The following is a 25,953-nucleotide window of genomic DNA, read 5'->3' as shown; positions in this document are numbered from 1 at the left end:
CTCCTCTGCCCCTCATTCCATCCTTCGTCATCGAACACCTCCTGGGGATCTCTTACTCCCAATTCGGTGTCCAAGAAAACCGTACACCGCCCCACCGCCTGCTTGGCGATTTCCATGCACAGGCTCTGGCTCTTGCCTTCAAAGATGTTCCAGGCGGCAAGCAGTGCTTCCACGTCTCCGGCGGAGGGATTGCCCAGCCTCACGCGGTAGCCGACGCGGCTGAACAGTTGCGCGAAGTGGGCCTGCCGTCCGCCGCCGGTAATGCGGCTGTAGATGCTTTCATTGCCCATGAGGGCCAAGCCAAGGCCGGTGGCGTCGTGAACGCTCCTGATAGCCTCCAGGCCGCAAACAGGCAGGTGTTGGGCCTCGTCCACGATCAGCAGGCCGCCGGTGTTCTCAAGACGGGCAACAATGGCGTTTTCCGTCTTCACGGCGCTGGGCTGGGCTTCGGGCAGGCCAATGGCGAGCGCAACGCGCTCAAGGCAGGCGGCCACGCTGTTCATGGCCGGACTCATGGTGGCGACCCACACGTTGGGATGGTTTTCCTGATAGTGACGGGCGGTGCAGGTCTTGCCCACGCCAGCCCCGCCGTACACAAGGGCGATATCCCCGGCGCGGTGCGCATACCTGAGCGCTCCGATGATGCCGTTCGCCGTGGGTGTAGGCCGCCAGTCCGGGGCCGCGCTCATGCGGTTGGCTTCCTGATCCCGTTCCTGAACCGCGTTCAGCCAGCGGGAAATGGCCGTGGCAACAGCCTCGATATCGCCGGAATACTTGCCGGAAAACCACAAAGACAGGCGCGTCTGGTTGATTCCCGATTCCTTGGCAAGTCTGGTCTGACTCAGCCCCAGCCGGTTCATTTCCTTGCGCACAGCCTCTTTCAAGCTGTCCTGGTCAAGCTGTACGCGGTCATTTGTAGCTTCCATTGTGGTGCTCCTCCGGGCTACTGGTTAACCATGTGCGGCAAAAGGAAACACGTCGTTATCCTCAGCCATGATATTTTTCTGAAGAATCTCCCTGAGTTGGCGCTGCCGTTCGGGGGATACTGTTTGCTCAATCTTTTCAGACACTTCTTTTTCGGAAAGCATGGTGAGTGTCTTGGCGGGAACGGGATTTTCAGAAACAGGCTTGTTCACGCCAAGCTGCTGGAATTCAAGATCGCTGATGAGAGCTGCTTCATTTGCGGCCTGTTTGATATGCTTGGCTCTACGGGCCTTGTGCTTGGCGTGTTCGCGCCCGGCCTTGCGGTCATTGAAGGCCACAGTCTTCAACCAGCGAGCGGTGCAGACGTGCCTGCCGTCCAGGGTGTAAATTTCAACGTCATCCGACAGGCTTTCGGGGTTGAAGAGCACGGCAACATGTTCGCCAGCCATGTGCGCCAGTTCTTCAGCGTAGTAACGGTGCTTGGATTCACCGCGTCCGGCTTTGATGCTCACAACGCCCTGTCTGTTGACCTTGACCGACTCCTGGCTGAGCAGGAGCATGTTTCTCAGTTGGGGCGAAGCCTTACGAATGGTGGTCTGTTGCAGCCCTTCGGTGTAGACCTGGTCGAAGCTTCTGCCGTTGCAGATGCCGCCGGTACGTCCTTCACGGGCGTTGTATGCGGCAACAACCTGCGGCAGCAGCTCCAAGAATTCAGTGTCGGGAATGGGATTCTTGGAATAGCCGCGTCCGGCCAGAACCGGCAGATCGCGCATCATGCTATGCAAGCCGCCGATACCGAAAGCGCGTTCAATGGGCTTGCTGCCGGGGCTGGAAATTTCGTGGTCCGGGTTGGTGAAGCAGACTTCAATGCCAAAATGCTTCAACAGGCCAACGGGGTCCGTGGCCTTGTTGGTGAAGCGGTGGCGGCCCGGCATCTGGCCGGTCAGAATCTTGTTGGCGGCGGCGCGGGTGTTGTCGATGTACATGTACCGAGGCACTGTTTCGCCGACGAGGTTGTATGTAGCCAGCCGGAACATGTCGCTGTTCTCGGACTTGTCCCCTGCCCATGCGAGAATCTTGCCCGAGCGCACGTCTTCAAAGAACCACACGCGCATATTGTAAACTTCGCCGGTCTTGGCGTCGTAAACGTAAATTTTGTCGAAGCTGAGCGCGTCGCCTGAAACCGCTTCACCAGCCGCAAAGGTATCTCTTCTGCGCACCTGATCAGGGTAATCATTAACAATTTTGCCCGTACGCATGTATTGGATAACGGCAGGCAGAAGTTCTTCGAACAGGCGGCGGGAAAGAGTGCGGTCTGAAGGAATCGCCCAGCCATGCACTTCGGCGGCGTCTTCCAGGCGGCGAAAACAGGAAAGAAATGAAGGCGCTTCAGTGCGCAGGTAGTCTTTTTTCAGAAACTCCCAGGCTATAGGATCGCAATGCGCACGGGTCACACGGCCCTTGTACTGGTTGGCAAGGATTGGTGCCCAATCCTTGGGATCAATGCCGCGCACCCCTCTCTTGGAAACAGTGCCGAAATACCAGTTGCGCAGGGTGCCTACTGCAACGCCATACATCTGGCCGACAGCCACAAAAGCTTGGGCAAGCGTGGTTCCAGACTCGTGCAGCTTCAGGACGTCCTGTAAGATGCCTTGTCTGAGAAAAGCTTTTTCTTTGATCTTGCTGGATTTTTTGTTGAACTCGTCCCACAGTTCTTCCAGCTCCTGTGCCGGAATCGCTTCGAAAGCCAGGGCGGGGCCGTTCTTCTTGCGGTCCTCACGGATAAGGAAATTGGAGACCTTCCCCTTTGTTTCCTCATCCATGCTGGTGAAATGCCAGAGAAAGCCGCCGCCCTGCTTCTTTTCCGGGGCCAACTCCCACTTGTTGCGCTTGGCACGGGCATGCACTGCCGGGACGGAAACGCCCAGCATCTTTGCAATCTGCGCCGTGCTGAAGGCGCTATTCGGGAGTTCTGCCAGATTCATGCGCATGCCTACTGAAGGGCGCCTTCTTCGGCGGAATAGGTCTGAGGGTTGCCGAGTTCGGGAAGAAACTCCCCGGAGCGTTCGGAGTAGCATTGAATGAGCATGAGCAGGCGTGTGTCGTCGTTTGAAGTGAGGAAGGAAAACTCCCTGTCACCGTCAAGGCGGCGGCTGATCTCTTCAAAGACTGACTGCGGAGTCCCGGATACCGTGCCTATGGCTTCGAAAGCCATGTCAACCGGGATTCTGAGGGAAAGAATGGCGTCGCAGATGCATTCGAACTGGCGGGCACGGAAAAGCGCCGCCGTAAGCACCTTCTCATTGGCTCCCGGAAACAGGGCCATCAGGCGGGAAACTTCGTCCTCCACCTCGCAAATGAGGGAGGAATCATCTTCCTCGATCTGGTAGTGCCCCTGCGCAATGGCTACGCGGGTTTTCACGGGCATGGTCATTGCGTCCCACATTTCGTACTGGACGATTTCGCCGTTTCCTTCGAATTCCTGGACGCTGATACGCTTCCAGCCTTCACGGGCGGCCCGCTTTTCGAGGGCCTTGGCCGTCATGTCCAGCATTTCCTTCAGGCCGCTCGTGGTGAAGCGCGGATACGGGAAACACTCCTGCATGGATAAAATTTTCAGGCGCTTGCTCATGGCTATCTCCTCCGCGTGGTGCGGTTTTCCGCAAGATCGTTCTCCAATCTGCGGAGCTTGCGGGCGCGTTCCTTGCTCTCGAACTTGGCCTTGCCGTATTCGAAAAGCAGGATTTCGTCGGGACCGAGCAGTTTGCACCCGTGGAATTCGGCAAGGAATTCAAGGGGTTCCAAGCTGCCAACAGCCAACATGAAAACTTCCACGGCCATGAGCGGCGGAATGTCGTCCGTGTCGTTGGGAGCAAGCCACTTGTCCAGAATGTTGGTCGTAAGAAGCCGGGTGCGCCCTGTGGTGATCTTCACGCCGTTTTGCTTGGCGATTTCGTTCATCCGGTCCACCAGTTGGGCGCGGGAAAGATAGGGGGCGGCGGTGGTCAGCGTCTGCTGCATGCAGGCCTTCAGCGTGGAAGCAAGGCCGCCAATGCGCATCTGTGCCGTGGCGGTGGCCTTCTGGCTTCCTTCGCCCTGTTCGGTGAAGGAAAAGAGGGAATGCTGGTAGTTGTTCATGCCGTCACACCCCCTTGCAGGTCTGTGCTGTCCAGAAAAAGGGAATGGCGGTGGAAGCCTGAAACGCACAAAACCAGCCGCAAGAAACTGCAAAAGCAAAGGCTGGGCTCGTGGCGTTGCTGGAGATTAGGTTTCCACCGCCAAATTCTGATTTCATTTCCCTTTCGGACATATCAGCCATCCGGGCTGTTTCTGCTCTCCACGAGGTTTTACCCTCTGCTCAAGCCACTCAAGAAAGGAATCCCTTTCGTAACCGACACGGCCTCCGATTTTGAACGCCTTCGGCCCGTTTCCGTCTTTGTCCAGCCCAGCGAGAGAAACAGCAGTGATGACGCCCCCGGTTAATTCCTCAACATGCTTCCTGCTGAAGATCGGAGGGAGCTTTTCGCGGAGGATAGTGAGGACTTGTTCTTTGCTGAAATCCTGGGTCATGGCGTCCACTCTTTTTCGAGTTCTGCCCTCGTGGCCCAGTTCGAGCACCCTATGCGCCCGAACTGGGCCGTTGACTGGGCCAAAAGAGGTGGATAGGGTTGATGTTGCGACACATTTAACCATATCCCCTTGTTCTAACGGGGATAGATTCTCAAACGTGGAAATGAAAGTCAATACGTTTGTGGATTTGTTTCCATTCGTGAGGAATAATGATTGAGCTCGCTCAAAGAATAAAAGAATTACGGGATGACTTAGGCCTTCCCATAGCTGAATTTGCAGACCTTATAGCGGTTAGCAAATCAGCCCTTTACAACTATGAGACAGGAGAAAGGCTGCCAAACGCAGAGGTGTTAGCAGATATTTGCAAAGCGGCAGGAGTTAATCCAAATTGGCTGCTGCTTGGCTATGGGAATAAGAAAATGGACCCATCTACCGCGAAAAAGTTGTCTGCAATCGCGGTCCTTCTCAGGGATGAAGAAAATAATAGTGCAACTCAACAATCCATTAAAACAACAAAATCTTCAGCTAATGCGGCTAGCGAGACAAAAGGTCGTGTTGTCCAACAAACTGCCAATGGGAACAACAATATTCAAGCTGCTGGTGACATAGTACAGAATATTAAAACGCAGAAACTTGAAAATAAGGTGACGCCACCGACTGGCAGCATTGGTAGTAATCCTATTCTAGTTGAAACTATAACAGGATTATTTAATGAGCTTGGTGATCGGCGAGAAAAAAGATTTGGCAAATCTGCATATCCAGTGATGTACAACGCTTTCAAAAAAGATTTCGGAATACCAAAAAATCAAAAATATACCACGTACAAATTGTGGAACGAGCCAAGAGCGCAGGAGATTATCAATTACTTAAAGGAGAAGCTTGACGAAACAATTGCCGGACGCAAACAGAGGACGGCAAAGAAAAAAGGACATACACGCCCATATCTTTTGAAACAGACAGCTGAACTGCATGAATGCCTTGGGTGGTCGGAAGCAATTTATCGAGGAAGATTACATTTTCTGTTTGGAGTTACATCAAGGCGTGATCTCAATGTTTCACAGCTAAAAAGCTATGTGGAATACTTGGAAGATGAGTATGGAAAGAAATATTGATCAGCATGCGGAAGGCCACAATATTCAACAAGCTGGTGGCGATATCTATATCACCGCACCACAGCCCGTAGAAAATGACAGCCTTATACCATGTCCTGAATGTGGACATGAGGTTAGTCCTTCCGCTTACAGCTGCATTGCCTGCGGATTTCCAGTCCTTCAATATTTTTGTGATAAGGCGAGAAGGGAAAGAGATGAGCGATTGCAAAGAATATGCGCTATATCTTTGCTCTGTGGAATTATTGGAATATTTATTATCTCAAATTTCACACTGCCGGAAACTATGGAATCAATAATTTCTGCAGTCACTGTTGTGTCGTTCATCTTGGGATACTTGATCTGTTTTCATCACTAGCAATATAAACTGAACCTGTTTTTCATTCTAATTACTTTGCACTTCCATAAATATTGACATCCACGCATCGTTTATTATTGTTTGAATTGGCTGTGGTACACCGCCGTCCGGTTCATACCCGGAAACGTCCAGGACGTTAGGGGTCGGGCCACAGCCTTTTGCTTTTTCAAACAGCCTGCCGGAGGCACCTCGTGCCCAAGATCAATAAATGTGAACAACAGTGCCGTGACACACACCGTCCGGTTCATCCCCGGAAGCGTTCAGGACGTAGGGGTCGGGTCACGGCCTTTTGCTTTTTCGAACAGCCTGCCGGAGACACCTCTTGCCCAAGATCAGAGGGAGCAGGTTTATACTTCTCGCTTTATACTTCTGGTCGGCAAGCTTTGGCCCGTGACCTGCCCAAAACCCCTTTTCCGGTTCCCTCTCTCCGACCATGAACCCCTTGTTAATCAGGCTTTAAGCGGTTGTTAATCGTTCTTTGCTCAAGCCGTTGTTTCAGGGCAAGCCAAGTCTCGAAACCACCGCTTCCCCGCCGAGGTTTATAGTAGTCGCAGACTCAATGTCGAACCCCCTTTTCGCCCACCCTAAAACCCCGAAGCCCGCACGACACAAGCCATTTTCATTTCGGTATGTGTCTCAGTGTCCCACTATATTTCACTTTAAGGTTGTCACAAACTCACTGTCTGTTAGCAGCGTGCGCCTGCGCGAGGCCCTGCTGCGCGGGCTGTGGGCCGAGGCGTCCGGCCCGCGCCCGGCCCACGAGGCCGTGGCCCTGAGCATCGCCCCCGAGGCCGCCCGGGCCATGGAAGACCGGCGCATTCTGGTCACGGACCTGCAAAAGGTCGTACTGCACGCCCGGGACACGGGCCGGGCCCTGGTCAACGCCGCCACGGGCCGCCACCTGGCCAGCCTGCAACCCGGCCCGGTGACGTACTGGGTGGAATACGAGCCCGACGGCGCCGGGGGCTTCGTGGTCCACAAGGCCTGGAGCCACCGCATGCAGATCATGGGAGGCCAACCATGAGCACCCTGAAAGTCCTGGACGGCGACTACTCCGGCTGGCGTTGCGCGGCCTGCGGGCAAGCCCTGGCCATGGCCCCGGCGGTGCTGGAATACATGGGCAGCCGCTTCGAGGTGGAGTTGCCGCGCTGCGCGGCCTGCGGCCTGACCCTGGTGCCCGAGGCCCTGGCCCTGGGCAAGATGCTCGAGGTGGAAAAGCTGCTGGAGGACAAATGAGCGCCGGGGCCGCGCCCCGCAACGGCTCCCCGGCGGCCTGCTGCGCCGGGCCCTCGTGGCGCGACCCGGCCCTGCGCGCCGTGGCCGGGCCGACCCTGCGCCCCGGGGGCTTCGCCCTGACCGAACGCGCCGTGGCCCTGGCCGGGCTCTTGCCGGGCTGGCCCGTGCTGGACGTGGGCGCAGGCAGCGGGGCCAGCGTGGCCCGGCTGCGCAGCCGCCACGGCGCCCGGGCCGTGGGGCTGGACCCCGACCCCGGGCAGCTCGGCGCCCCGGTGCAGCCCGGGCTGCCGCTCATGCGCGCCGCAGCCGGGGCCCTGCCCGTGCGCACGGGCAGCCAGCGGCTGGTGCTGTGCGAATGCGTGCTGTCCCTGGTGCCCGACCCGGCGGCGGCCCTGGGCGAGTTCGCGCGCGTGCTGGCCCCGGGCGGGGTGCTGGCCCTGGCGGACCTCTGCCTGCCCCCGGGCGCGCCCCGGGCCGGGGGGGCCGGGGCAGGCCCGGAAGCCGAAGCGCACGCGGCCCCGTCCTGCGCTGCCGGAGCCAGGACCGTGGCCGAAATCGCGGCCCTGGTGCGCGCCGCCGGGCTCGACCCCTTCGCCGTGGAGGACCACGGCGCCCTGGCCCGGGAGCTGGCGGCGCGGCTGGCCTTCGGCGGCGCGGCCCCGGGCTGCGCGGCGCGGCGCGGCTATTTTCTGCTCCTGGCCCGCAAACCCGGAGGACCGGCATGACCGACACGATGGGCGACACCTCCCTGCGCATGGCGCGGCTGGCGGGCGCGGGCTTCTGCTGCGCCCAGATTTTCGTGCTCCTGGCCCTGGAGGACCTGGGCCGCGACAACTCCGACCTGGTGCGCGCGGCCCAGGGCCTGTGCCTGGGCGCGGGCGACTGCGCCGGGCCCTGCGGCGCCCTGACCGGGGCGGCCCTGGTGCTCGGGCTGCACGCGGGCCGGGGCCGGGCCGGGGAGGAGCCCCACGACCGCCTGCCGCTGATGCTGGCCGAGCTGAACGACTGGTTCCGCGAGACCGTGGGCGCGCGCCACGGCGGCGTGAGCTGCGGGGCCATCACCGGCGGCGACTGCACGGCGCCCGACCGCGCCGTATGCGGGGCCATCGTGGCCGAAACTTTCGAGCGGACCATGGACCTTTTGGCCGAAAACGGCATCGACCCCATCCAGGGCCGCCCGGCATGAGCGCCCCCGGCGCCGCGCAGCCCACGGCCAGCGTCTGCCCCGTCTGCCTGGAGGTCGTTCCGGCCCGGCGCGAGACCGTGGGCGGCCAGACCCGGCTGGTGAAGGCCTGCCCGCGCCACGGCGAGTTTTCTACGCCCATCTGGCGAGGGGCGCCGGATTTCGCGGGCTGGCTGCGGCCCAAGACGCCCTCGCAGCCCGCTGCGCCCGCCACGCCCCGGGCCCGGGGCTGCCCCTACGACTGCGGCCTGTGCCCGGACCACGGCCAGCACACCTGCACGGCCCTGGTGGAAGTCACCTGGCGCTGCAATCTGGCCTGCCCGCTGTGCTTTGCCAGCGCGGGCGAGGCCCCGCGCCCGGACCCGAGCCCCGGGGCCGTGGCCCGGCTGCTGGAAGGCGTCATGCGCCAGTCCGGGCCGTGCAACATCCAGCTCTCGGGCGGCGAGCCCACGGTGCGCGACGACCTGCCCGCCCTGGTGGCCCTGGCCAAGGCCGCGGGCTTTCCCTTCGTGCAGCTCAACACCAACGGCCTGCGCATCGCCCGCGAGGAGGGCTACGCCCAGGCCCTGGCCGCCGCCGGGCTGGACTCGGCCTTTTTGCAGTTCGACGGCGTGACCCAGGGGCCCTACGAAGCCCTGCGCGGGCAGCCCCTGCTGGAGGACAAGCTCGCGGCCATCGAGGCCCTGGCGCGGGCCGGGGTGGGCGTGGTGCTGGTGCCCACGGTGGTGCCGGGGGTCAACGCCGCCGAGCTGGGCGCCATCCTGCGCCTGGGCGTGGAGCGCGCCCCGGGGGTGCGCGGGGTGCATTTCCAGCCCGTGAGCTACTTCGGGCGCCACCCCGGCCCGCCCGCCGACGCAGCGCGCATCACCCTGCCCGAGGTCATGGCCGCCCTGGAAGCCCAGAGCGGCGGGCTGGTGCGCGCCGCCGACTTCTCGCCCCCGGGCTGCGAGCACGCCCTGTGCTCCTTCAACGCCAGCTATCTTGTGGACGAAGACGGCGGCCCGGCGCACCTGACGCGCCTGTCGCGCGGGGGCGGCAACTGCTGCGCGCCGCGCCCCGCCGCCGAGGGCGCGGACAAGGCCAAGGCCTACGTGGCCCGCCAGTGGGCCACGCCCCGGGGCGCGGCCCTGCCCATGGCCGGGCCCGCCGATGACCTGGACCGCTTCCTGGCCCGGGCGCGCACGCATATCTTCGCCGTGTCGGCCATGGCCTTCCAGGACGCCTGGACCCTGGACTTGGAACGCCTGCGCGGCTGCTGCATCCATGTGGCCGCGCCCGACGGACGGCTGGTGCCCTTTTGCGCCTACAACCTCACGGCCATGGACGGCACGCCGCTGTACAGGAGCACCAGTGCCCGGCACGTCCCTTGACCACTGGCTGAACCGGCGCCTGGACCGTCCGGCCCAGGGCCCGCCCCCCGGCCCGCAGGAGCTTGCGGCCTGGCAGCTGGCCCGCCTGCGCGAGACCGTGGCCCTGGCCCGGCGCGAAAGCCCCCACTACTGTGACACCCTGGGCGGCATCGACCCCGCCGCCCTGCGCGCCCCGGCGGACCTGGCCCGCCTGCCGCGCCTGGACGCCCGCGCCCTGCGCGCGGCGCCCGAGCGGCTGCTGTGCGTGTCCCAGGACGCGGTGGCCCGGGTGGTGACCCTGGCCTCCTCGGGCTCCACGGGCGCGCCCAAGCGGCTGTTCTTCACCACGGGCGACCTGGAGCGCACCGTGGACTTCTTCCGCCACGGCATGGAGCTGCTGGCCGCACCGGGCGACACGGTGCTGGCCCTCTTGCCCGGCGAGCGCGAGGGCGGAGTGGGGCGGCTGCTGACCCGGGGCGTGCAGGCCCTGGGCGGGCGCTGCCTGTGCTGCCCCGAGCCGTGGGACGTGCCCGCCGCCCTGGCCCTGCTCGAAGCCTCCGGCGCCCGGGTGCTGGTGGGCGCTCCGGTGCATGTCCACGCCCTGGCCCTGCTGGCGGCGGCGCGGGGGCTGGAGCGCGGGCGGGTGCGCCGGGCGCTGCTGTGCTGGGACGCCGTGCCCCCCGGGCTGGCCTGGCGCGTGGAGGCCGCCCTGGGCTGCGCCGTTCACCACCACTGGGGCATGACCGAAACCGGGCTGGGTGGGGCCGTGGGCTGCGGCCAGGGCCCGGGCATGCACCTGCGCGAAGCCGACCTGCTGGTGGAAATCGCCGACCCGGCCACGGGTGCGCCCGTGGCCGACGGCCAGTGGGGCGAGATCGTCGTGACCACCCTGGGCCGCCAGGCCATGCCGCTCATCCGCTACCGCAGCGGCGACGCCGGGCGCATCCTGCCCGGGGGCTGCCCCTGCGCCAGCCCCCTGCGGCGGCTGGACGCCGTGCCCGGGCGGCTGGGGGGCGAGCGGCCCGGCGGCCTGTCCCGCCGCGCCCTGGACGCCGCCGTGCTGGCCCTTCCCGGCGTCATGGACTATGCCTTGCGCCAGGGCCCCGGCACCCTGGAACTGGACCTGTATCTGCTGCCCGGCACCGGCCCGCGCGCGCAGGCCGTGGCCCGCGCCCTGGATGGCCTGCCGGGCCTGGACCACCGGCGGGCGACGGTGCGCGAGCTTTCGCGCGACGGACGCATCGCCCCGGGCTTTGCCAAGCGGACCTTGCCCGGGGAACACAGCGAGGAGACATCATGAACGACTGCCTGCGCGCCGTGCGCATGGCTTTGGAGGCGGGCCAGGAACTGGTGCTGGCGACCATCGTCGCCAGCGGCGGGTCCACCCCGCGTGGGGCCGGGGCTGCCATGGCCGTGCGGCCCGACGCGAGCATCGAGGGCACCGTGGGCGGCGGCCTGCTGGAGGCCCGGGCCATGCGCGCCGCAGGGGAGCTGTTCGCCCAGGGCGACGGGGCGGCGGTCCTGCAACGCCATGAGCTGGACAATGAGCTGGCCGCCCGGGCCGACATGGTCTGCGGCGGGCAGGTGACCGTGCTGCTGGAACGCCTGGACCCGGGCGACGCCGGAGTCTTCGCCGCCCTGGACGACGCCCTGCGCCAGGGGCGCCGCGCGGTGCTGCTCACGGCCCTGGAGGGCCCCGCCGGGGGCCCCTTGCGCGCCACGGCCCGGGTTGCCCTGGCCCCCGGGCAGCAGCCGCCGCCCTGGCCGGGGCACGACCCCGCCGCCCTGGCCGAAGCGCGCGACACGGCCCTGGAGACGGGCCGCCCCGGGCTGCTGTCCGGCCCGGGGGGCTTCCTGGCGGTGCTGCCCCTGGTGCCGCAGCCCGCCGTGTTTCTCTTCGGCGCCGGGCACGTGTCGCGGCCCACGGCCCAGGTGGCGCGCATCGCGGGCTTCCGCACCGTGGTGCTGGACGACCGGCCCGAGTTCGCCAACCGCCAGCGCTTTCCCGACGCCGACGCCGTGCTCGTGCCGCCGTCCATGGACCGGGCCCTGGACGGCCTGGAAGTGGGCGAGGCCGACTCGCTGGTCATCGTCACCAGGGGCCACCTGCACGACAAGACCGTGCTGGCCGCAGCCCTGCGCACCCCCGCGCGCTACGTGGGCATGATCGGCAGCCTGCGCAAGCGCGAGGCCGTGTACGCAGCCCTGCGCGACGAGGGGGTGCCCGAGGCGGCCATTGCCCGCTGCCATTGCCCCATCGGCCTGTCCATCGGCGCGCGCACGCCCGAGGAGATCGCCGTGAGCATCGTGGCCGAGCTGGTGCAGTGCCGCGTGGCGGCGGAGGGCGGCAAGTGACGCCCGCGCCGGACGCCCCGCCTGCCCCGCGTCCGCCGAACCTGCCGGATGCGCAGGGCGCCCGGGCGCCCCTGCGCCTGGGGGCCGTGGTGCCCGCCGCCGGGCTGTCCTCGCGCATGGGGGCCCTCAAGCCCGCCCTGGCCCTGGGGGGCTCCACGGTGCTGGAATGCGCCGTGGCCTGCCTGCGCGAGGCCGGGGCGGTGGACGTGGTGGTGGTCACGGGCCGCGAGGCCGACGCCGTGGCCGCCCTGGCCCGGCGCGCCGGGGCCCGCCCGGTGCACAACCCGCGCTACGCCGAGGGCATGTTCGGGTCCGTGGTCACGGGCGTGGGCGCCCTGGGCCCGGAGGTGGACGCCTTTTTCGTGCTGCCTGCGGACACGCCCCTGGTCCGCCCGGCCACCTGCCACGCCGTGGCCGCCGCCCTGGCGGCGGGCGACGCGGACTGGGCCGTGCCGTACTTCGCGGGCCGGCGCGGGCATCCGCCCGTGATCCGCGCCCGGTTCATCCCGGCCATCCTGGGCCACGACGGTGGCGGGGGCCTGCGCGCGGTGCTGGAGGCGCCGGGGGTGGCCGTGGCCGAGGTCCCCGTGCCCGACGCCGCCGTGCTCATGGACCTGGACGAACCCGGGGACTACCAGCAGGCCGTGGCCCTGGCCGCGCGGCGCCACGTGCCCCTGCCCGGGGAAGTGGACATGCTCTGGGCCCTGGCGGGCACCCCCGAGGCCACCCGGGCCCATTGCCGCGCCGTGGGCCGGGCTGCCGCCACCCTGGCCCGGGCCCTCAACGCGCGCCTGGGCACCCCGGAGCGCCCGGAGCCGCTGGACCCGGCCCTGGCCGAGGCCGGGGGTCTGCTGCACGACCTGGCCAAGGGCCAGAAGCGCCACGAGGCCGAGGGCGGGCGGCTGCTGGCGGCCTGGGGCTTCGCGGCCCTGGCGCCCCTGGTGGCGGCCCACCGCGACCTGGAGCTGGCGCCCGGGGCCGCGATCCGGGAGCGCGAGCTGGTTTTCCTGGCCGACAAGCTCGTGCGCGGGCAGGAGCCCGTGTCCGTGGCCCGGCGCTACGACGAAAAAATCGCCCAGTGGGGCCACGAGCCCGAGGTGCGCCGCAAGATCGAGGCCCGCAAGGCGCGGGCCCTGGCCGTGGCGGCCCGGGTGCGCGAACTGCTGGGCCCTGGCGCCCCGGAATTGCTGGATATCGTGCGCGGGGGGCGGCCATGATCGTGCTCGTGCGCCACGCCGAGGCCCAGGGCGGCCAGGGCCGCTTCATCGGCCGCACGGACCTGCCCCTGTCCGCCACCGGGCGGGCCCAGGCGCAGGAGCTGGCCCAGGCCCTGGCCGGAGCGGAGTTGCGCGCCGTGGCCGCCAGCCCCCTGGCCCGCGCGCGCGACACGGCCCGGCCCCTGGCCGAGGCCCTGGGCCTGCCCGTGGACACGCTGCCCGGGCTGGCGGAAATAGACCTGGGCGCTTGGGAGGGCCAGCCCCGCGAGGCCGTGCGCGCCGCCGACCCGGCGGCCTATGCCGCCCGGGGCCGCGATTTCGCGCAGTTCCGGCCCCCGGGGGGCGAGAGCTTCGCCCAGGTCCAGGCCCGGGCGCTGGTGGCCCTGGACGCCCTGGCCCGGGGCCCGCTGCCCGTGGTGGCCGTGACCCACGCGGGGGTTGTCCGCGCCGTGCTCTGCCACGCCCTGGGCATGCCCCTGGGCAACCTCTTCCGCCTGGACCCGGCCCACGCCCGCTGCACGCTGCTGGCCCCGGGGCCCCAGGGGCTTGTCGTGCGCGGGTTCAACCTGCCTGCGCAGCAGCTTCCCCCGCTTTTGCGGGCCGCAGACCGCGCAGGGGGGCCCCGGGCGTGAAGCGCCGCGCGGCCCGCGCAGGGGCGGTTTTTCCTTGGCCTGCGGGGGCGGGGATGGTAGGCAGGGCCGGAGCCCCGCCCCGCAGGCGCAATCGCTGGGAGCGGCGGGGCGCGCGTGAATCTCCGTGGCCGGGCGCCAGCCCGCGCCGTTGTTGCCGACCCGAGGTGTGCCCCCCCGATGACCGGACCCCGAGCCCTGCGGACGCTGCTGCCCGCCCTGGCCGTGCTGGCCGCGCTGCTGGCCCCGGCCCCCCAGGCTGCGGCCCATCCCCATGTTTTCATGGACAATATGGCGACCTTCGTCTTCGACGACCAGGGGCTGGCCGGGTTCCGCCTGTCGTGGCTGTTCGACGACATGTTCGGCGCCACCGTCATCGAGGACTACGACCGCGACGGCGACGGGGACTTCAGCCCCGGCGAGCTGGCCGTGCTCAAGGCCGAGGTCTTCGACTACCTGAGCAATTCCGACTGGTTCACCTTCGTGGAGATCGACGGCGTGGCGCGCCGGACCACGGAGGTGCGCGACTTTTCCGCGCGCATCAGCGCCGGGCGGCTGCTCTACGAGTTCTTCGTGCCGTGCCCGGTGCCCGCCGGGGCCGGGGAGCGCCGGGTGCTGCTCTCGGTGCACGACCCGGAATACTACGCCGACGTGTATTCCCCCGAGGACAAGGCCCCGGAGCTGGAGAACGCGGAGGCCTTCGAGGTGCAAACCTCCGTGAGTCTGAACCCCGAGCGGACCTATTCGCCCTTCCAGGCCTGGCTGCCGGAAATCCACCTCAGCTTCAGGCGGCGCTAGGATGCGGCTGGTTGTTTGCGTCATGCTGTGGGCCCTGGCCCTGGCGCCGGGGCTGCTCGTGCCCGGGGCCCAGGCCCGGACTCAGGCCGCGAGCCCGTTTGCCGGGGCCCAGGAGCCCGGCAGCGCCCTGAATATCGCCCCGGAATCGGCCCCGGAGGCTGCCCCGGACGCGGTCTCCGAAGTTGTTTCTGATGTCGGCCCGGGCGCTGCCCCGGAGGTCGCCCCCGAGGTTGTCCCGGACGCGCCGCGCCCCCGGGCCGTGAATCCTTTTACCGGCGCCACCCGGCCCGGTGCGGCCCCGGCTCCGGCGCGCGTTTTCGATGCTCCGGGCGAGGCGGGCCCGGGGAGCGGGCTGCTGGCGGCCCTGGCCCGGACCCAGCGCGAGCTGCGCCAGGGCCTGTCGGAGCGCGTGCGCGCGCTGCGCGACGGCGGCTCGGCCTCGGGGCTCGCGGTCTTCCTGGCCCTGGCTTTTGCCTACGGGGCCCTGCACGCCGCCGGGCCCGGGCACGGCAAGGCCGTGGCCGTGTCCTACGTGCTGGCGCGGGGCGAGGGCCCGGGGCGCGCGGCGCTGCTGGGGGCCGTCATGGGCACGGCCCATGCGGCCAGCGCCGTGGCCCTCGTCCTCGGGTTGTATCTGATCCTGGAGCGTTCGCTCATGGCCCGCTTCACGGCCCAGGGCCTCTGGCTGGAGCGCGCCAGCTACGCCCTGGTCTGCGCCATCGCCGTGTGGCTGCTGGCCCGCGCCGTGCGCGGCCAGGGGGCGGAGCAGGGTGCCCGGGGCGCGGCGCACCGGGGCCTGTGGGCCACGGGGCTGGCCACGGGCCTTGTGCCCTGTCCGGGCGCGGCCATCGTGCTGCTCTTCGCCCTGGCCCTGGGCGCGCCGGGCATCGGCCTGGGCGCCGTGGCCGCCATGGCCCTGGGCATGGGCGCGACCATCGCCACGGCGGCCGCCCTGGCCGCCCTGTGCCGCCAGCGCGTCACGGCCCTGGCCGCCACGCGCCCCCGCCGCGCCGCCATCCTGGACCGCGCCCTCTCCATCCTCGGCGCCCTGGCCGCCCTGACCCTGGGCGCCACGCTGCTGGCCGGAAGCCTGGGGTAGGTGCGGGGAGGTCCGAAGGCGCAAGGGCGCGGAACCGCAATGGTGCTTCGCTTTGCCGCCTGGAGCCAGCTTCCCTGGGCGCCGGAACCGGGGAAAGGCCGGTTTCACGCATGCGAACGAGCAGGCGCCCCGCAGTCCTTGGACTGCGGGGCGCCTGTTTTCATTGCATCCGGGCGGGGCCGGGCGGGTCAGTCGATTTTCTCGAAGAATTCCTTTTCCGCGCCGCACTTGGGGCAGACCCAGTCGTCGGGCAGTTTTTCCCAGGGGGTGCCGGGCTGGATGCCGGTTTCCAGGTCGCCTTCGGCGGGGTCGTAGATGTAGCCGCAGGGGCATTCCCAACGTTCCATGGCCATGATGTTTCTCCCTTGTTCGGGTTGCGGGGGGTCGGGGTCGGGGTATTCGAGGCCAGTCTAGCCCAGGCGGAAGGAAAAGGGAACTCCCGGAGCGCATTCGGGCGTTGCGCAGCGGCGCGCGGGCTGCCGTGGCCATGGTGCGGAAGTGGCGGAAGCGTTCAGCCTCCGGGCCGCCCGCGTTGTCTACCCGAAAGAACCGCCCGCGCCGCTACCTGCGGGACCTCCGCGCCAGTCTCCCCGAAGGGGGCTTCCGTGCCCATCTACCCGAAGGGGCCGCCCGGGGCCGGGGCGGCGCCGGGGGTGGCGAAGCCGGGGATCTCCTGGGTCTGGCCGGGCAGCACGTGGGCCAGGGCCCACAGGCTGTAGGTCGCGCGGTCGCGGCGCACGCGCACCGAGCCGAAGCCCGCCACCGTCAGCGCGCGGTGCAGCAGGGCGTCGGTGAAGCCGCATTTGTGCAGCATGAACAGGTTGCCGCCCGCCAGGGAGCGGTGGTGGCCGTAGAGGATGTCCAGGGCCGTCACCGGGCCCAGGGGCGAGGTGTAGAGCACCTTGGTGGCCTGCCCGGCGGCGATGACCTCGGCCACCGTCTGCACGTCGGGCAGGGTGACCAGCGCCAGGCCGTCGTCCTTGAGCACGCGGCGGAATTCGGCCAGGGCCACGGGCACCTCGTGGGGGAAGAGGTGCTCCAGGTTGTGCGAGGAGTAGACCGCGTCCATGCTGGCGCTGTCCACCACGCCCATGTCCGTCAACGAGGCCACGAAGTCCGGGCGGGCGTCGGGGTTGAGGTCCAGGCGCAGCTCCTGCCAGCCCGGGGCGCGGAACAGGGCGTGCAGGCGGCCCGGCTTCTGCACGCCGCAGCCCACGTGCAGCACGGTGCGGGTGGCGGCGGGTTCGGCGTTGGCGGGGCGGGCAGGGCGGGCGGTGCGGGCGGTCATGGGGTCTCCTTGGGCAGGGTGCGCTGGGGCGCGGCGCCGGGCGCCGACCGGGGCAGGGTAGATGCGCGGGCGGTGCGGTGTCAACGGCCTGGGCGGGCCGTCCCGCCGGGGCTTTACCCGGGCCGGGCCCTGGCCTATCCTGCGGCCCGGAGGGCCCCGCCATGAGCCAGGACAAGAACCGCGCCATGCACACCGCCGAGCACGTGCTCAACCAGACCATGGTCCGCCTGGTGGGCTGCGGACGCGCCTTCAGCACGCATATCAACCCCGGCAAGTCCAAGTGCGACTACCGCGTGCCCGGCCCGCTGGCCCCGGAGCAGGCCCGGGCCGTGGAGGACGCCGTGAACGCCGTGCTGGCGCAGCACCTGCCCGTGACCGAGGAGCTGATGCCCCGCGAAGAGGCCGCGCGGCTCTTCGACCTCGCCCGGCTGCCCCCGGACGCCGGGCAGACCCTGCGCATCGTGCGCGTGGGCGACTACGACGCCTGCCCGTGCATCGGCGAGCATGTGGCCAACACGGCGCAGATCGGCACCTTCCGGATCGTTTCCCACAGCTTCGAGGACGGGGTGCTGCGCGTGCGCTTCCGGCTGGGGTAGGGCGCACGCCCGCAATTCCTTGCGCCCGCAATGGACCGCGCGCCAGCCCTGGGCTAGAATGCCTTCGACCTGGGGCCGGGTCCGGTGCCGTGGCACACCCCGGGACGCCGCGCCCGGAAGGAGGGTGGAGACGATGGCGCTTTTTTCCAAACTGCGCGACCCTGTGAGCGGGCTGACGCACCTGGCCGGAGCCGTGCTGGCCGTGGTCGGGCTGGTGCTGCTGGTGGCGGAGGCGGCGTCCCCGGCCAAGCCCTGGCACCTGGTGGCCTTTTCCGTGTTCGGGGCCACGGCCATCGGCCTGTACGTGGCCAGCACCTGCTACCACCTGATCCCCTACGACGCAAAGCGCACCGCGCGCCTGCGCAAGTGGGATCACATCATGATCTTTTTCCTCATCGCAGGCACATACACGCCCATCTGCCTCATCCCGCTGCGCGGGCCGTGGGGCTGGAGCCTGTTCGGCGTGGTCTGGGGGCTGGCGGTGGCCGGGCTGGTGCTCAAGCTGTTCTGGATGCAGGCTCCGCGCTGGCTGTCCACCGGCACCTACGTGCTCATGGGCTGGCTGGTGGTGGTGGGCGTGTATCCGCTGGTGCGCGCCATGCAGCCCGGCGCCCTGGCCTGGCTGCTGGCCGGGGGCCTGTTCTACACGGCGGGCGGGGTGATCTACGCCCTCAAGCGCCCCGACCCCTGGCCTGCGCGCTTCGGCTTCCACGAGATATTCCACATCCTGGTCATGCTCGGCACCTTCTCGCACTTCTGGGTCATGTACCGCTATGTGACGACGATGGGCTGAGGGCACGAGGCGCCGCATCCTCCCGGGGAACCGGAACCGGGCATCGTCACGGAGCGTTGGTCAGGGCTCCGATGGCCGCCATGAGTTCGGAGAAGTACGGATTCCAGGTCAAACGCGCGTGGTATTTGTCTGGTTCGACATGCCCATAGGCGGAAAACCAGACATTTTCCCGTTTCAAGTCAACGGACGCCGTGCTCTGGCCGTTTTCCAGCATCAGCAGGCGACCTGCCCGGCCGTAGTAAGGATTGTCGGGAGCAAACAGGACGCACATATGGGAGAAGCTGCTGATGCGCTCGGCGGCAATGCGCCCCGGCCTGACAACGACGCGGGGGGGCGCAGTCCGCAGTGGGGTTCCGTACCAGATGAACCGGCTTTCCGGATTGGTGAAATGTGCCTCGAACAGGGACAGCACGCCAGCGGGATCAATGACGCTGTCCGCATCGCTCATCACGATGAGCGCGGGCCCGGGGAAGCCGCGCTCCCGCAACAGCCTGCGAACCTCCACGGTGCTCTTGTAATAAAGCGCTGCGGCGTTGGCCGTCAGCGATTCGTAGCGCATGTAGTTCCCGGTCGGCTCGTCGATGTCCAGCCAGTCCATGAAGATGCTGGCCACCGGAGCAAGGGGCAGCCTCTTGCTCCGGGGCACGAATCCGGGCGAAAAGAGCACCAGGCCGGAAACGGAGCCCGAACGGATGGCGTGGGCCGTCACCAAATTTGCCCCGGTGGAGAAGCCCCCAAGCCAGACCTCGTCCACCTCGGCCTCCAGCAGGCGGACCTGATGCCCCACCGCCGCCCGCCAATCGTCGATGTCTGGGAGCATCAAATCCGCCGGCCGCGAGCCGTGCCCCGGCAGCAGCATGGCCCGGACGAGGAACCCCTGGCGCGCCAGGGCCTGGGCCACGTCCGCGAAACATCCTGGCGAATCGCCCAGGCCATGTACCAGCAGAATGCCGCGTCGGGGGGCACCCGCAGAGGCCGGACGCAACTCGAAGGGCGTGTTTGCCGCGATCTCCGCCGCCCGGTCCTCCGTCAGGAAGTGCCGGTTGGCCTCGATCCAGTTCCGCGTTTCAGCGGTATACTCGCTGAAGCTGGGCTGGTCGCAGCGGGGAAGGGTGCCCGAAGGCCTGTACAACGGCCCCGACGGAGCCTGGGTACACGCGCCCAGCAGCAGGGCGAGAAGCAGGGCGGGCGCAGGCAAGTACATCTTCATGTTCATGGTACGTCTTTCCTCAGTATCGCGCTGCTTCATTGCGCATGCAGATCGTGATGGTCAACCCCAGTGCGGCGGCCAGCGCGCCCATCAGGAAGACCACGGGATAGCCGTGGGCGTCGGCTAGCCACCCGGCAACGGGCGCAGAAAAGGCATAGGCCACATCCTGGAAGGCCGCAAATCCACCGAAGGCGGTGCCTCGCAACTCGGGCGGTACGCGCCGGACGACCTCCACACCCATGGCCGGAAAGACCATGGAGCAGCCAAGGCCGGTCAGCAAGGCCCCGGCCAGGGCTGTGGAGACATCCGTGCCCAGCCACAGGAGGCTTTGACCGAGCAATTCCACGGCCAGGGAGCAGGAGGCCAGGCGCACTCCGCCGATTTTGTCCGGCAAAGCGCCGAAGAGAAGGCGGCACAGCACGAATCCGGAACCGAAGCAGGTCAGTCCCCATCCCGCATGGGGCCAGCCCCTGCTTTTGAAATGCAGGGAGATGAACGCCCCGAGCACGGCGAAACCGACGCCCTGGAGGCAGACCACGGCGCCCTGCCGCCAGATCACGCGAACGACCCACAGGAAGGATTTTTCAGTGGCCGCGTTCCGCTGCGCGGCAGCATCCCGAACGCCGAGGAGCAAAGAGCCCCCGAGGAGCGGCAGGAGGAGGGACAGGCACATCAGGGTGCCAAAGCCGTGGCGTTCATAGACCTCCAACCCAAGCGGCCCTCCCACGGCAAACGCTCCATACATCGCCATTCCGACGGCGGAAAGAATCCTTCCCGAGTGTCGGGGGCCGATTAAAGAGATGTGCCAACTCGTCATGCCCACGAGGGCCATGCTTTCACCCACGCCGAGCACCAGCCGCCCGCACAGGAGCAGCGCGTAGGACAGTGAACCGGGCAGCCAGTCGCCCGAGGACAGCAGGCAGATCCCGGCAGCGGCCATGTACAGCAGCAGCCCCCACATGGCGCAGCCTTTCGGGCTGCGCGCGTCGGCAAAGTATCCGGCATACCCCCGGGAGAGAATGGTGGACACGAAGGCGACACCCACGGCAAGGCCGCCCAGCCAGTTTGCCAACCCGAGCGTGCCGCCCACGTGCATGGAGACGACGGGCAGCGCCACGGCGACGGAAAGATAGGAAAAGAAGATGGCAACGCCCATTCTGAGCAGGCGCCGCCGCAGGGTGACATCCTCGGTATCCATTGGTCCTCCCTGGGTTTTGTCCACCTGGACCGGGAGGGCGTAAAAAAACGCACCCCCTGCCCAAGGCTGGACAGGTCGGTGCGTTGGATACCGTTAACGCTTACGGCGCGGGCGCACGGCGCCCCCACGGATGGAGGATGCTGCGCGCAAGGCATTTTGTCAAGTGTGGGGCAGGCCGGCCCGGAAGGCTTCGCTCCCATCCCCCGAGGGAGCCGCCGCAGAAGGCTCTTGGCCGGGCATCACGAGCGGAGCCGGACCAAGGCCGTGGGTCCGGCAATCATGAACCGCGCGCGCAGCCGAACCCGGCCAGGGGTGAATCCGCCATCCAGAACACACCGACCAGGGCGCTCGAAACCTTCCAACGAGGGAGGCCCAGCGGGTGAGCCAACTTTGCGTTTCTTATCAATGAATTGAGGTTCAACCCGGAGAGTTCACAGCGCCCCGGGAGGTTCTCTCAGGGGTAGACGATCCTCTGGAAAACCGATGCAATCTGCGCTGTGTTTCGCCATGGCGGACGTCTCGTGGGTTTATCATTAAATGCTTGAATTTTATTTGAGAACAAGACAGTCCGCCATGCTTTTGTGCAGTGCCCGCGCTAGTCCAGGAAGGACAGGTTCGCGATCTGGCCCACCGTCCTGCCGTGGGCGAACTCCATCTGCGAGACCGCATCCCGCACCTCATGCTTCTGCTCGGCGGACATGTTCTGTGTCTGATCTCGAAGCACGTTCGTCAGGGCTGTGAGCATGTACAGGCTGAGGGAGTCGTGCGGTCCAAGGTGGTTCTGCTCGATCAGCCCTCTGAGGTTGGCGAACTGGGTGCCCGTCAACTGCTCCCTGAGCAGAGGTCCACGGAATTCATGGTTGTTCGAACCCCGGTCGGAGAAGACCAGCTGCTTGTCGCCGAACTTGGCGATGAACTTTGAGGGATCGGACGGATGGTTCTCGACGCCGGTGAAGTTCGCGCTGCTGTAGTCGCCGTTGTCCAGGTTCTCCGCTATGAACTGCTGCACGCCCGCGTCATCGGACATGCATTGGATGCAGCCTTCCCTGAAAGAGGCCGGGGACGTACCGCCTTCTATTAACTCGTTGTTGTCCACCCGCCAGGAGCGCGCGCCGTCGATGACCTCCTGCGGGCTGGGGCCGAGGTCCGCCTCTTCTTCCTGGGGCTGGACCTCCTGGGCGGGTCCGGCGCCCCGGCCCGTGATCATGCTGCCTATCCGGGCGATGAAATTGCAAAAGCTGCGCGCCAGGTCGGCTATTCCGTGGGCAAAGGCGCTCAGGAGCTGCCCGATGCCCCGCCCCGGGGCGTTGCCCACACGGGCCTGATGGCCGCCAAGTCCTTCCCCCGGGCCTTGCACTCCTCCGGGTTGATCAAGATGGTCAACCTGGGCAACCTGCGGCGCCTGCTGCGCGCCAATACCACCTACTGCCGGCATGATGTCCTCCTTTTTTCCAGGGCAGCAGCAAATATTCTGCCAACCCGTCCGCAACGCTGGAACATTCTGGCCACCTGGGGGGCGTGGCGGCTGGGGCTCCGCGAATAGTATACGATTCAAAGATGTTGCAGGTGCATTCAGCGCTGCGTCCCGTTCGTCCTGGGTGCGCCTTCCGGGAGTGCTCCCCCGCGCACGGGCCCGCCGGGGTACGGGCGCGGTGCCAACGGTGTTGCCGGGCGACCCCGAAGAAGTTCCCGCACCCGGGGCGGGCGGCAAGGCCGCGCATCCGTCGCGGGCAACGGCTCGCGGGGCGCTAGATCCTGATGGCGCTGTCGATGCAGAACGTCTCGCTGACGCTGGAACGCTTCCTGGCCTTGTCGGCACTGGCGGCAACAAGGCCGTCGAAGGTGGCGATCCACTGCGACCGCGTGTTGAGGTAGCGCTCCACCATGGCGCGAAAGTCCTCGTAGACGGTCTTGTCCGGTTCGACCTTGAAGAAGAGAATGACCTCGTCGGTGCGCTCGTCGATGGAAAAGACGGCTCCGCCCGTGTCCTTTCCGTACAGGTTCGCTTGCAGCAGGGCCTTGCAGATGCCTTCCGTGTCGCCCGGCTGCAGCCTGCCCAGGGAGGAAGAGACGAACAGTGCGTTGATGGTTTCCGCAAACTCGAACTCGACCTCGAACTTCTCGTCGATGATCAGGCTTGCGACATGGTGTTCGTTCAGTTTCAGGGTCAGGCCGAATTCCTGACCGATGGATTGCACCAGGGTTGCAGCGTCCATTTCTTTTTTGGCTCCTCTTGGAGAGTGTCGTGCTGGGCCAGGGAGGGGGGGCACGATGCAGCGCCACCAGCGTGCGCATGAGGCGTGCAACTATCCGACAAGTATCCTGGAATGTCCAGCCGCGGGGTGCGTTCCCCGGACTTCGCCATCAAATTGTCCGCCACGGAATGGTTGCCTGCGCAACTGTGGAGGTGCCGCTCAGGAACGCAGTGGCGCAGTTGTTGTTCCCGCGCGAGGGGAGGAGGGCGGTCACTGCGCAGGCCTGTGCGTCCATCCGGCGGCATGTCGCGCGGCATTTGGCCCCTGCGTCGAGGCGGCATGTGCATGTACGGGCGTCTCGTTGTCCGCGACAGTCAGCCTGTTTCGTCTGGCTCCGCAATGGTCGCAAGCAGGGCATGGACGGCTTCTTCCGTCCGCTCAAGGCAGGTGAATGCCTCCATCTTCCATTGGTCCAGCGGCATCTCAGGGAGCGTGTCGTCAAGGCCGCCCAGCAAGTCCACGTCCAGGCAACGGACTTTGGCGTGGCATGACAGCACCTGCGCGCGCAATCCGGGCGGCCCTTCGTTCTCGAAGGCCAGGCGCGTGCCAGCCCAGCTTCCGCCGGGCGCGGCCTCATGCCCGTTGGCCAGCAGCCACGCGCTCATGGCCCACAGCAACGCGGAGCCGAGCTCTTGGGCGACCCAGTTCACCGCCTCGCTGGTTTCCAGGTGGCGGCGTGCATCACGCAAGCCCTGGCGGGCGGCGTTCGCGCAGTCGGAGGCCTGCATGCGTCATCCTTCAACGGGCGTCGTCGTCCGCGCCCGGCGCATCCTCGCCCTGGACGACGGGCTTGCCGTCCTGCCAGGTCACGGCATACTGGCCCAGACGCCGTTTTTTATCCAACACCTTGCCGACGGCCTGACGCAGCGCATCCAATTGTTCTTGTCCTTCCGGCGATGGGCTGTTCATTGTTCTGGTGCTCATTGTTTCGCCTCCTCAACCAGAAGCTGATAGGATTCGTCATCCATGATCGCGCGTTCATGGCCACGCTGCTCGAAGACCAGCACCGGGCTGCATCCGCCATTCATGAAGCAGGTGCAGTGTGCGACACGGTGGCTGAAGTCGTGCAGCAGATGGCGCAGGCTGCGCGGGAAACGCCGCCTGATATCCGCCAGCGGGATGTTGTGCCCGCCGTGGGCGACCCGCTCGGCCACCCGCAGTCTGGACATTTCGACGCTCGGCAGTGCCAGGTAGATCAGGTTCACGCGCCAGCCGCTGGCGCGCAGCTGCTCGACCAGCCGCAGGGAGGCGCGCCCCGCCAGGGTGGTTTCGTAGGCGAAGTTCTCGCGGGCGGCGCTGCGGTCCTTGATTCCCTGCAAAAAGAGGCGGCTGGCGGCCATGAGCTCCCGCTCCGAGTCAAGCGGCGAGAGCCCGGCGGCGATCAGGTCGGCATTGATGAAGCGGGTGCAGCCCGCCACCCGGGGCAGGTATTCCAGCGCGAATGTTGTTTTGCCCGCGCCGTTTGGTCCGGCGATGATCCAGCAGGTAGGCATCTGGCTACCTCCATCTTATATTAATGCGTCTCCACAGGGCGGGTACCGAGAATCATTTTTTCGATTTCTTTTTCAGCATTCCTTTTCAGGCTCATTGCCTCTTCCCTGGTACGCCTGCTCTCGGTTCTTGCCTCTTGAACTACCTTGATAAGCATTTCTTGCTCGGGAAGTGGCGGGAGCGGTAGTTCCACATTGAACACATCTTCATTGCCGATGGCATGATTTCCTACGGCCGTTCTGGCGTTTGCTTCGATCTGGGGACGAGCGATGCTACTGCTCAAAATGTATTCAAGGTATTCCGGAAGTACGTTGGCCTTGCATCGAACGCGCATTAGCTTGTCTGGGAATATAAGATCGGGATAATCCTTATCCAGGATGGCTGGACGCCCAACATAGGCAAGAGTTCCGTTGGTCCGACACATGAGAATGTCGCCCTTGCAAAGATCGAAGTTCTCCCGAAACTGCTTTTTGTCAGAAATGAATTTTGCTTCCAAAGGCAGGAAGTGCCCACTTGTGACGGCGCTGAGTTTTAGCACCTTGAGTGTTGTCAGTTTGCTGCTTGGGCTGGCCGAACACCCATGTTTTACCTCTGCTATGCACTCACGCCCACTTACCACGGGATAGATACCCTTGCTCAGGTCTGGCGTCTGCCCCAATAGATAAGTGGCTCGTTGGTTCCATTTGGTCAGCTCCGCCCAATTGGTAACCATGACCTTTGGCATGGCTATTCGCTTCTTCTTTTTAAGTCTAACCGCTCCCAATACTTGCTTTTCCAATTCATCGGGCAATTGGTCGGCTTGGACTAGCAGAGTGTTGGCTTCGGTTTGCGCCGCCTCCCAATGGGTCACAATCTTCTGCTGAATCGGCAGCGGCGGGATGGGGATTTTTACCCCCTCAAGCTGGGTTGGTTGAATCCGTTTTCGGCCCGATGCGCCGCTGATCATCGAATTCAATAGCTTCTTGTGGGGCGGTGTACGGTTTTCTTGGACACCGAATTGGGAGTAAGAGATCCCCAGGAGGTGTTCGATGACGAAGGATGGAATGAGGGGCAGAGGAGCCTCCTCCCCGGTGGAGGGAGGCCATAGGCCGACCGGAACCGGGGATGAGGCACGCAAGCCGCCCAAGAGGTTCTGGGCCAAGCACAAGACCGAGGCTGTGCTCAGGCTACTGCGTGGTGAGGACATCGAGATTTTGAGCCGTGAACTTGGCGTGACCGCCGCCGCCCTGACCCGCTGGCGGGATCAATTCCTTGCTGGCGGTGCCGAGGGGCTCAAGAAGCGCTCACCCAAGGAC

General features: G+C 66.1%; 31 protein-coding genes. 16 read left to right on the top strand and 15 right to left on the bottom strand.

All coding sequences use genetic code 11. The annotated features are described in order from the left end of the window. The 5 genes from G495_RS0113065 to G495_RS21815 form a co-directional block, all read right to left on the bottom strand. Nucleotides 1-926: AAA family ATPase (locus G495_RS0113065; protein WP_028588174.1), on the bottom strand; the 926-nt coding region annotated here is incomplete at its 3' end. Nucleotides 927-950: 24 nt separating this feature from the next. Beyond that, nucleotides 951-2,909 (bottom strand): transposase domain-containing protein, encoded by a 1,959-nt coding sequence (locus G495_RS21265; protein ID WP_169734390.1) that lies wholly within the window; start codon nt 2,907-2,909, stop codon nt 951-953. A gap of 8 nt (nt 2,910-2,917) precedes the next feature. Continuing rightward, complete coding sequence (locus G495_RS0113055; RefSeq protein ID WP_028588172.1) at nt 2,918-3,556, bottom strand: MerR family transcriptional regulator; 639 nt, start codon at nt 3,554-3,556, stop codon at nt 2,918-2,920. A gap of 2 nt (nt 3,557-3,558) precedes the next feature. Then, on the bottom strand, nt 3,559-4,062 hold the full coding sequence (locus tag G495_RS19135; RefSeq protein WP_051445377.1) for a hypothetical protein: 504 nt from the start codon (nt 4,060-4,062) through the stop codon (nt 3,559-3,561). 153 nt (nt 4,063-4,215) lie between these two features. Next, nucleotides 4,216-4,542, bottom strand: coding sequence for a helix-turn-helix transcriptional regulator (locus G495_RS21815; RefSeq protein WP_156939707.1), 327 nt, complete (start codon nt 4,540-4,542; stop codon nt 4,216-4,218). 161 nt (nt 4,543-4,703) lie between these two features. Between G495_RS21815 and G495_RS21260 the strand changes: the two genes are divergently transcribed. From G495_RS21260 to G495_RS20555, 13 genes are all read left to right on the top strand, one after another. Then, nucleotides 4,704-5,606, top strand: a complete 903-nt coding sequence (locus tag G495_RS21260; RefSeq protein ID WP_084458251.1) for a helix-turn-helix domain-containing protein — start codon at nt 4,704-4,706, stop codon at nt 5,604-5,606. Further along, entirely contained in the window at nt 5,584-5,961 is a 378-nt protein-coding gene (locus tag G495_RS21810; RefSeq protein WP_156939706.1) for a zinc-ribbon domain-containing protein, read from the top strand. The genes G495_RS21260 and G495_RS21810 overlap by 23 nt, the downstream gene beginning before the upstream one ends. A 694-nt stretch (nt 5,962-6,655) precedes the next feature. Next, on the top strand, nt 6,656-6,985 hold the full coding sequence (locus G495_RS0113040; RefSeq protein ID WP_028588171.1) for a hypothetical protein: 330 nt from the start codon (nt 6,656-6,658) through the stop codon (nt 6,983-6,985). Next, a complete protein-coding gene (locus G495_RS0113035; RefSeq protein ID WP_028588170.1) occupies nt 6,982-7,197 on the top strand; it encodes a DVU_1557 family redox protein in 216 nt (71 codons plus the stop codon). The genes G495_RS0113040 and G495_RS0113035 overlap by 4 nt, the downstream gene beginning before the upstream one ends. After that, nucleotides 7,194-7,922, top strand: a complete 729-nt coding sequence (gene trsM, locus G495_RS19125; protein ID WP_051445376.1) for a DVU_1556 family methyltransferase — start codon at nt 7,194-7,196, stop codon at nt 7,920-7,922. Before G495_RS0113035 ends, trsM begins: the two co-directional genes overlap by 4 nt. After that, the gene (locus G495_RS0113025; protein WP_245588433.1) at nt 7,919-8,383 is read left to right on the top strand and encodes a DVU_1555 family C-GCAxxG-C-C protein; all 465 of its coding nucleotides are present in this window, start codon (nt 7,919-7,921) and stop codon (nt 8,381-8,383) included. The genes trsM and G495_RS0113025 overlap by 4 nt, the downstream gene beginning before the upstream one ends. Beyond that, on the top strand, nt 8,380-9,750 hold the full coding sequence (gene trsS / locus G495_RS0113020; protein WP_028588168.1) for a radical SAM (seleno)protein TrsS: 1,371 nt from the start codon (nt 8,380-8,382) through the stop codon (nt 9,748-9,750). The genes G495_RS0113025 and trsS overlap by 4 nt, the downstream gene beginning before the upstream one ends. Then, on the top strand, nt 9,731-11,029 hold the full coding sequence (locus tag G495_RS0113015; RefSeq protein WP_028588167.1) for a DVU_1553 family AMP-dependent CoA ligase: 1,299 nt from the start codon (nt 9,731-9,733) through the stop codon (nt 11,027-11,029). Before trsS ends, G495_RS0113015 begins: the two co-directional genes overlap by 20 nt. Then, on the top strand, nt 11,026-12,084 hold the full coding sequence (locus tag G495_RS0113010) for an XdhC family aldehyde oxidoreductase maturation factor (RefSeq protein ID WP_028588166.1): 1,059 nt from the start codon (nt 11,026-11,028) through the stop codon (nt 12,082-12,084). The genes G495_RS0113015 and G495_RS0113010 overlap by 4 nt, the downstream gene beginning before the upstream one ends. Further along, nucleotides 12,081-13,301 (top strand): DVU_1551 family NTP transferase, encoded by a 1,221-nt coding sequence (locus G495_RS19120; protein WP_051445375.1) that lies wholly within the window; start codon nt 12,081-12,083, stop codon nt 13,299-13,301. The genes G495_RS0113010 and G495_RS19120 overlap by 4 nt, the downstream gene beginning before the upstream one ends. Continuing rightward, nucleotides 13,298-13,933, top strand: a complete 636-nt coding sequence (locus tag G495_RS0113000) for a histidine phosphatase family protein (RefSeq protein WP_028588165.1) — start codon at nt 13,298-13,300, stop codon at nt 13,931-13,933. The genes G495_RS19120 and G495_RS0113000 overlap by 4 nt, the downstream gene beginning before the upstream one ends. A 177-nt stretch (nt 13,934-14,110) precedes the next feature. Next, the gene (locus tag G495_RS20560) at nt 14,111-14,728 is read left to right on the top strand and encodes a DUF1007 family protein (RefSeq protein ID WP_051445374.1); all 618 of its coding nucleotides are present in this window, start codon (nt 14,111-14,113) and stop codon (nt 14,726-14,728) included. Nucleotide 14,729: 1 nt separating this feature from the next. Further along, nucleotides 14,730-15,827, top strand: coding sequence for a nickel/cobalt transporter (locus tag G495_RS20555; protein WP_028588164.1), 1,098 nt, complete (start codon nt 14,730-14,732; stop codon nt 15,825-15,827). Nucleotides 15,828-16,015: 188 nt separating this feature from the next. Here G495_RS20555 and G495_RS0112985 read toward each other — a convergent pair whose 3' ends face one another. After that, nucleotides 16,016-16,174 carry a rubredoxin gene (locus G495_RS0112985; protein ID WP_028588163.1) on the bottom strand — a complete coding sequence of 53 codons (159 nt, stop codon included), beginning with the start codon at nt 16,172-16,174 and terminating at the stop codon, nt 16,016-16,018. Between the two features lie 266 nt (nt 16,175-16,440). Next, nucleotides 16,441-17,115, bottom strand: coding sequence for a class I SAM-dependent methyltransferase (locus G495_RS19105; protein WP_051445373.1), 675 nt, complete (start codon nt 17,113-17,115; stop codon nt 16,441-16,443). 161 nt (nt 17,116-17,276) lie between these two features. Here G495_RS19105 and G495_RS0112975 point away from each other — a divergent pair, with 161 nt between their 5' ends. Both G495_RS0112975 and trhA read left to right on the top strand, forming a co-directional pair. Further along, complete coding sequence (locus G495_RS0112975) at nt 17,277-17,711, top strand: alanyl-tRNA editing protein (RefSeq protein ID WP_028588162.1); 435 nt, start codon at nt 17,277-17,279, stop codon at nt 17,709-17,711. Between the two features lie 133 nt (nt 17,712-17,844). After that, nucleotides 17,845-18,504, top strand: coding sequence for a PAQR family membrane homeostasis protein TrhA (trhA, locus tag G495_RS0112970; protein ID WP_035252138.1), 660 nt, complete (start codon nt 17,845-17,847; stop codon nt 18,502-18,504). Between the two features lie 46 nt (nt 18,505-18,550). Here trhA and G495_RS0112965 read toward each other — a convergent pair whose 3' ends face one another. The 8 genes from G495_RS0112965 to G495_RS21255 all read right to left on the bottom strand — a co-directional run bounded on the left by G495_RS0112965 (nt 18,551) and on the right by G495_RS21255 (nt 25,604). Beyond that, the gene (locus G495_RS0112965) at nt 18,551-19,720 is read right to left on the bottom strand and encodes an alpha/beta hydrolase (protein ID WP_028588160.1); all 1,170 of its coding nucleotides are present in this window, start codon (nt 19,718-19,720) and stop codon (nt 18,551-18,553) included. Nucleotides 19,721-19,733: 13 nt separating this feature from the next. Then, nucleotides 19,734-20,912: an arabinose transporter gene (locus G495_RS0112960; RefSeq protein WP_035252135.1), complete on the bottom strand. Its 1,179-nt coding sequence runs from the start codon at nt 20,910-20,912 to the stop codon at nt 19,734-19,736. Between the two features lie 595 nt (nt 20,913-21,507). Then, nucleotides 21,508-22,347 carry a hypothetical protein gene (locus tag G495_RS0112955; RefSeq protein WP_156939705.1) on the bottom strand — a complete coding sequence of 280 codons (840 nt, stop codon included), beginning with the start codon at nt 22,345-22,347 and terminating at the stop codon, nt 21,508-21,510. 313 nt (nt 22,348-22,660) lie between these two features. Further along, entirely contained in the window at nt 22,661-23,128 is a 468-nt protein-coding gene (locus G495_RS0112950; RefSeq protein WP_028588157.1) for a type III secretion system chaperone, read from the bottom strand. A 353-nt stretch (nt 23,129-23,481) separates the two neighbouring features. After that, nucleotides 23,482-23,895, bottom strand: coding sequence for a hypothetical protein (locus tag G495_RS0112945; protein ID WP_028588156.1), 414 nt, complete (start codon nt 23,893-23,895; stop codon nt 23,482-23,484). A 10-nt stretch (nt 23,896-23,905) separates the two neighbouring features. After that, on the bottom strand, nt 23,906-24,091 hold the full coding sequence (locus tag G495_RS0112940; protein ID WP_028588155.1) for a hypothetical protein: 186 nt from the start codon (nt 24,089-24,091) through the stop codon (nt 23,906-23,908). Then, entirely contained in the window at nt 24,088-24,660 is a 573-nt protein-coding gene (locus G495_RS0112935; protein ID WP_028588154.1) for an ATPase, read from the bottom strand. Before G495_RS0112935 ends, G495_RS0112940 begins: the two co-directional genes overlap by 4 nt. Before the next feature lie 20 nt (nt 24,661-24,680). Continuing rightward, on the bottom strand, nt 24,681-25,604 hold the full coding sequence (locus tag G495_RS21255) for a restriction endonuclease subunit S (protein WP_169734389.1): 924 nt from the start codon (nt 25,602-25,604) through the stop codon (nt 24,681-24,683). Between the two features lie 82 nt (nt 25,605-25,686). Here G495_RS21255 and G495_RS22870 point away from each other — a divergent pair. Next, nucleotides 25,687-25,953, top strand: a 267-nt coding sequence (locus G495_RS22870; protein WP_156939550.1) for a helix-turn-helix domain-containing protein, incomplete at its 3' end; no start/stop codon positions are given.

The sequence above is a fragment of the Desulfocurvus vexinensis DSM 17965 genome (assembly GCF_000519125.1).
GTDB lineage: Bacteria > Desulfobacterota > Desulfovibrionia > Desulfovibrionales > Desulfovibrionaceae > Desulfocurvus > Desulfocurvus vexinensis.
Note: the sequence above shows the minus strand (reverse complement) of the source record. Positions and strands in the feature narration are given on the sequence as shown.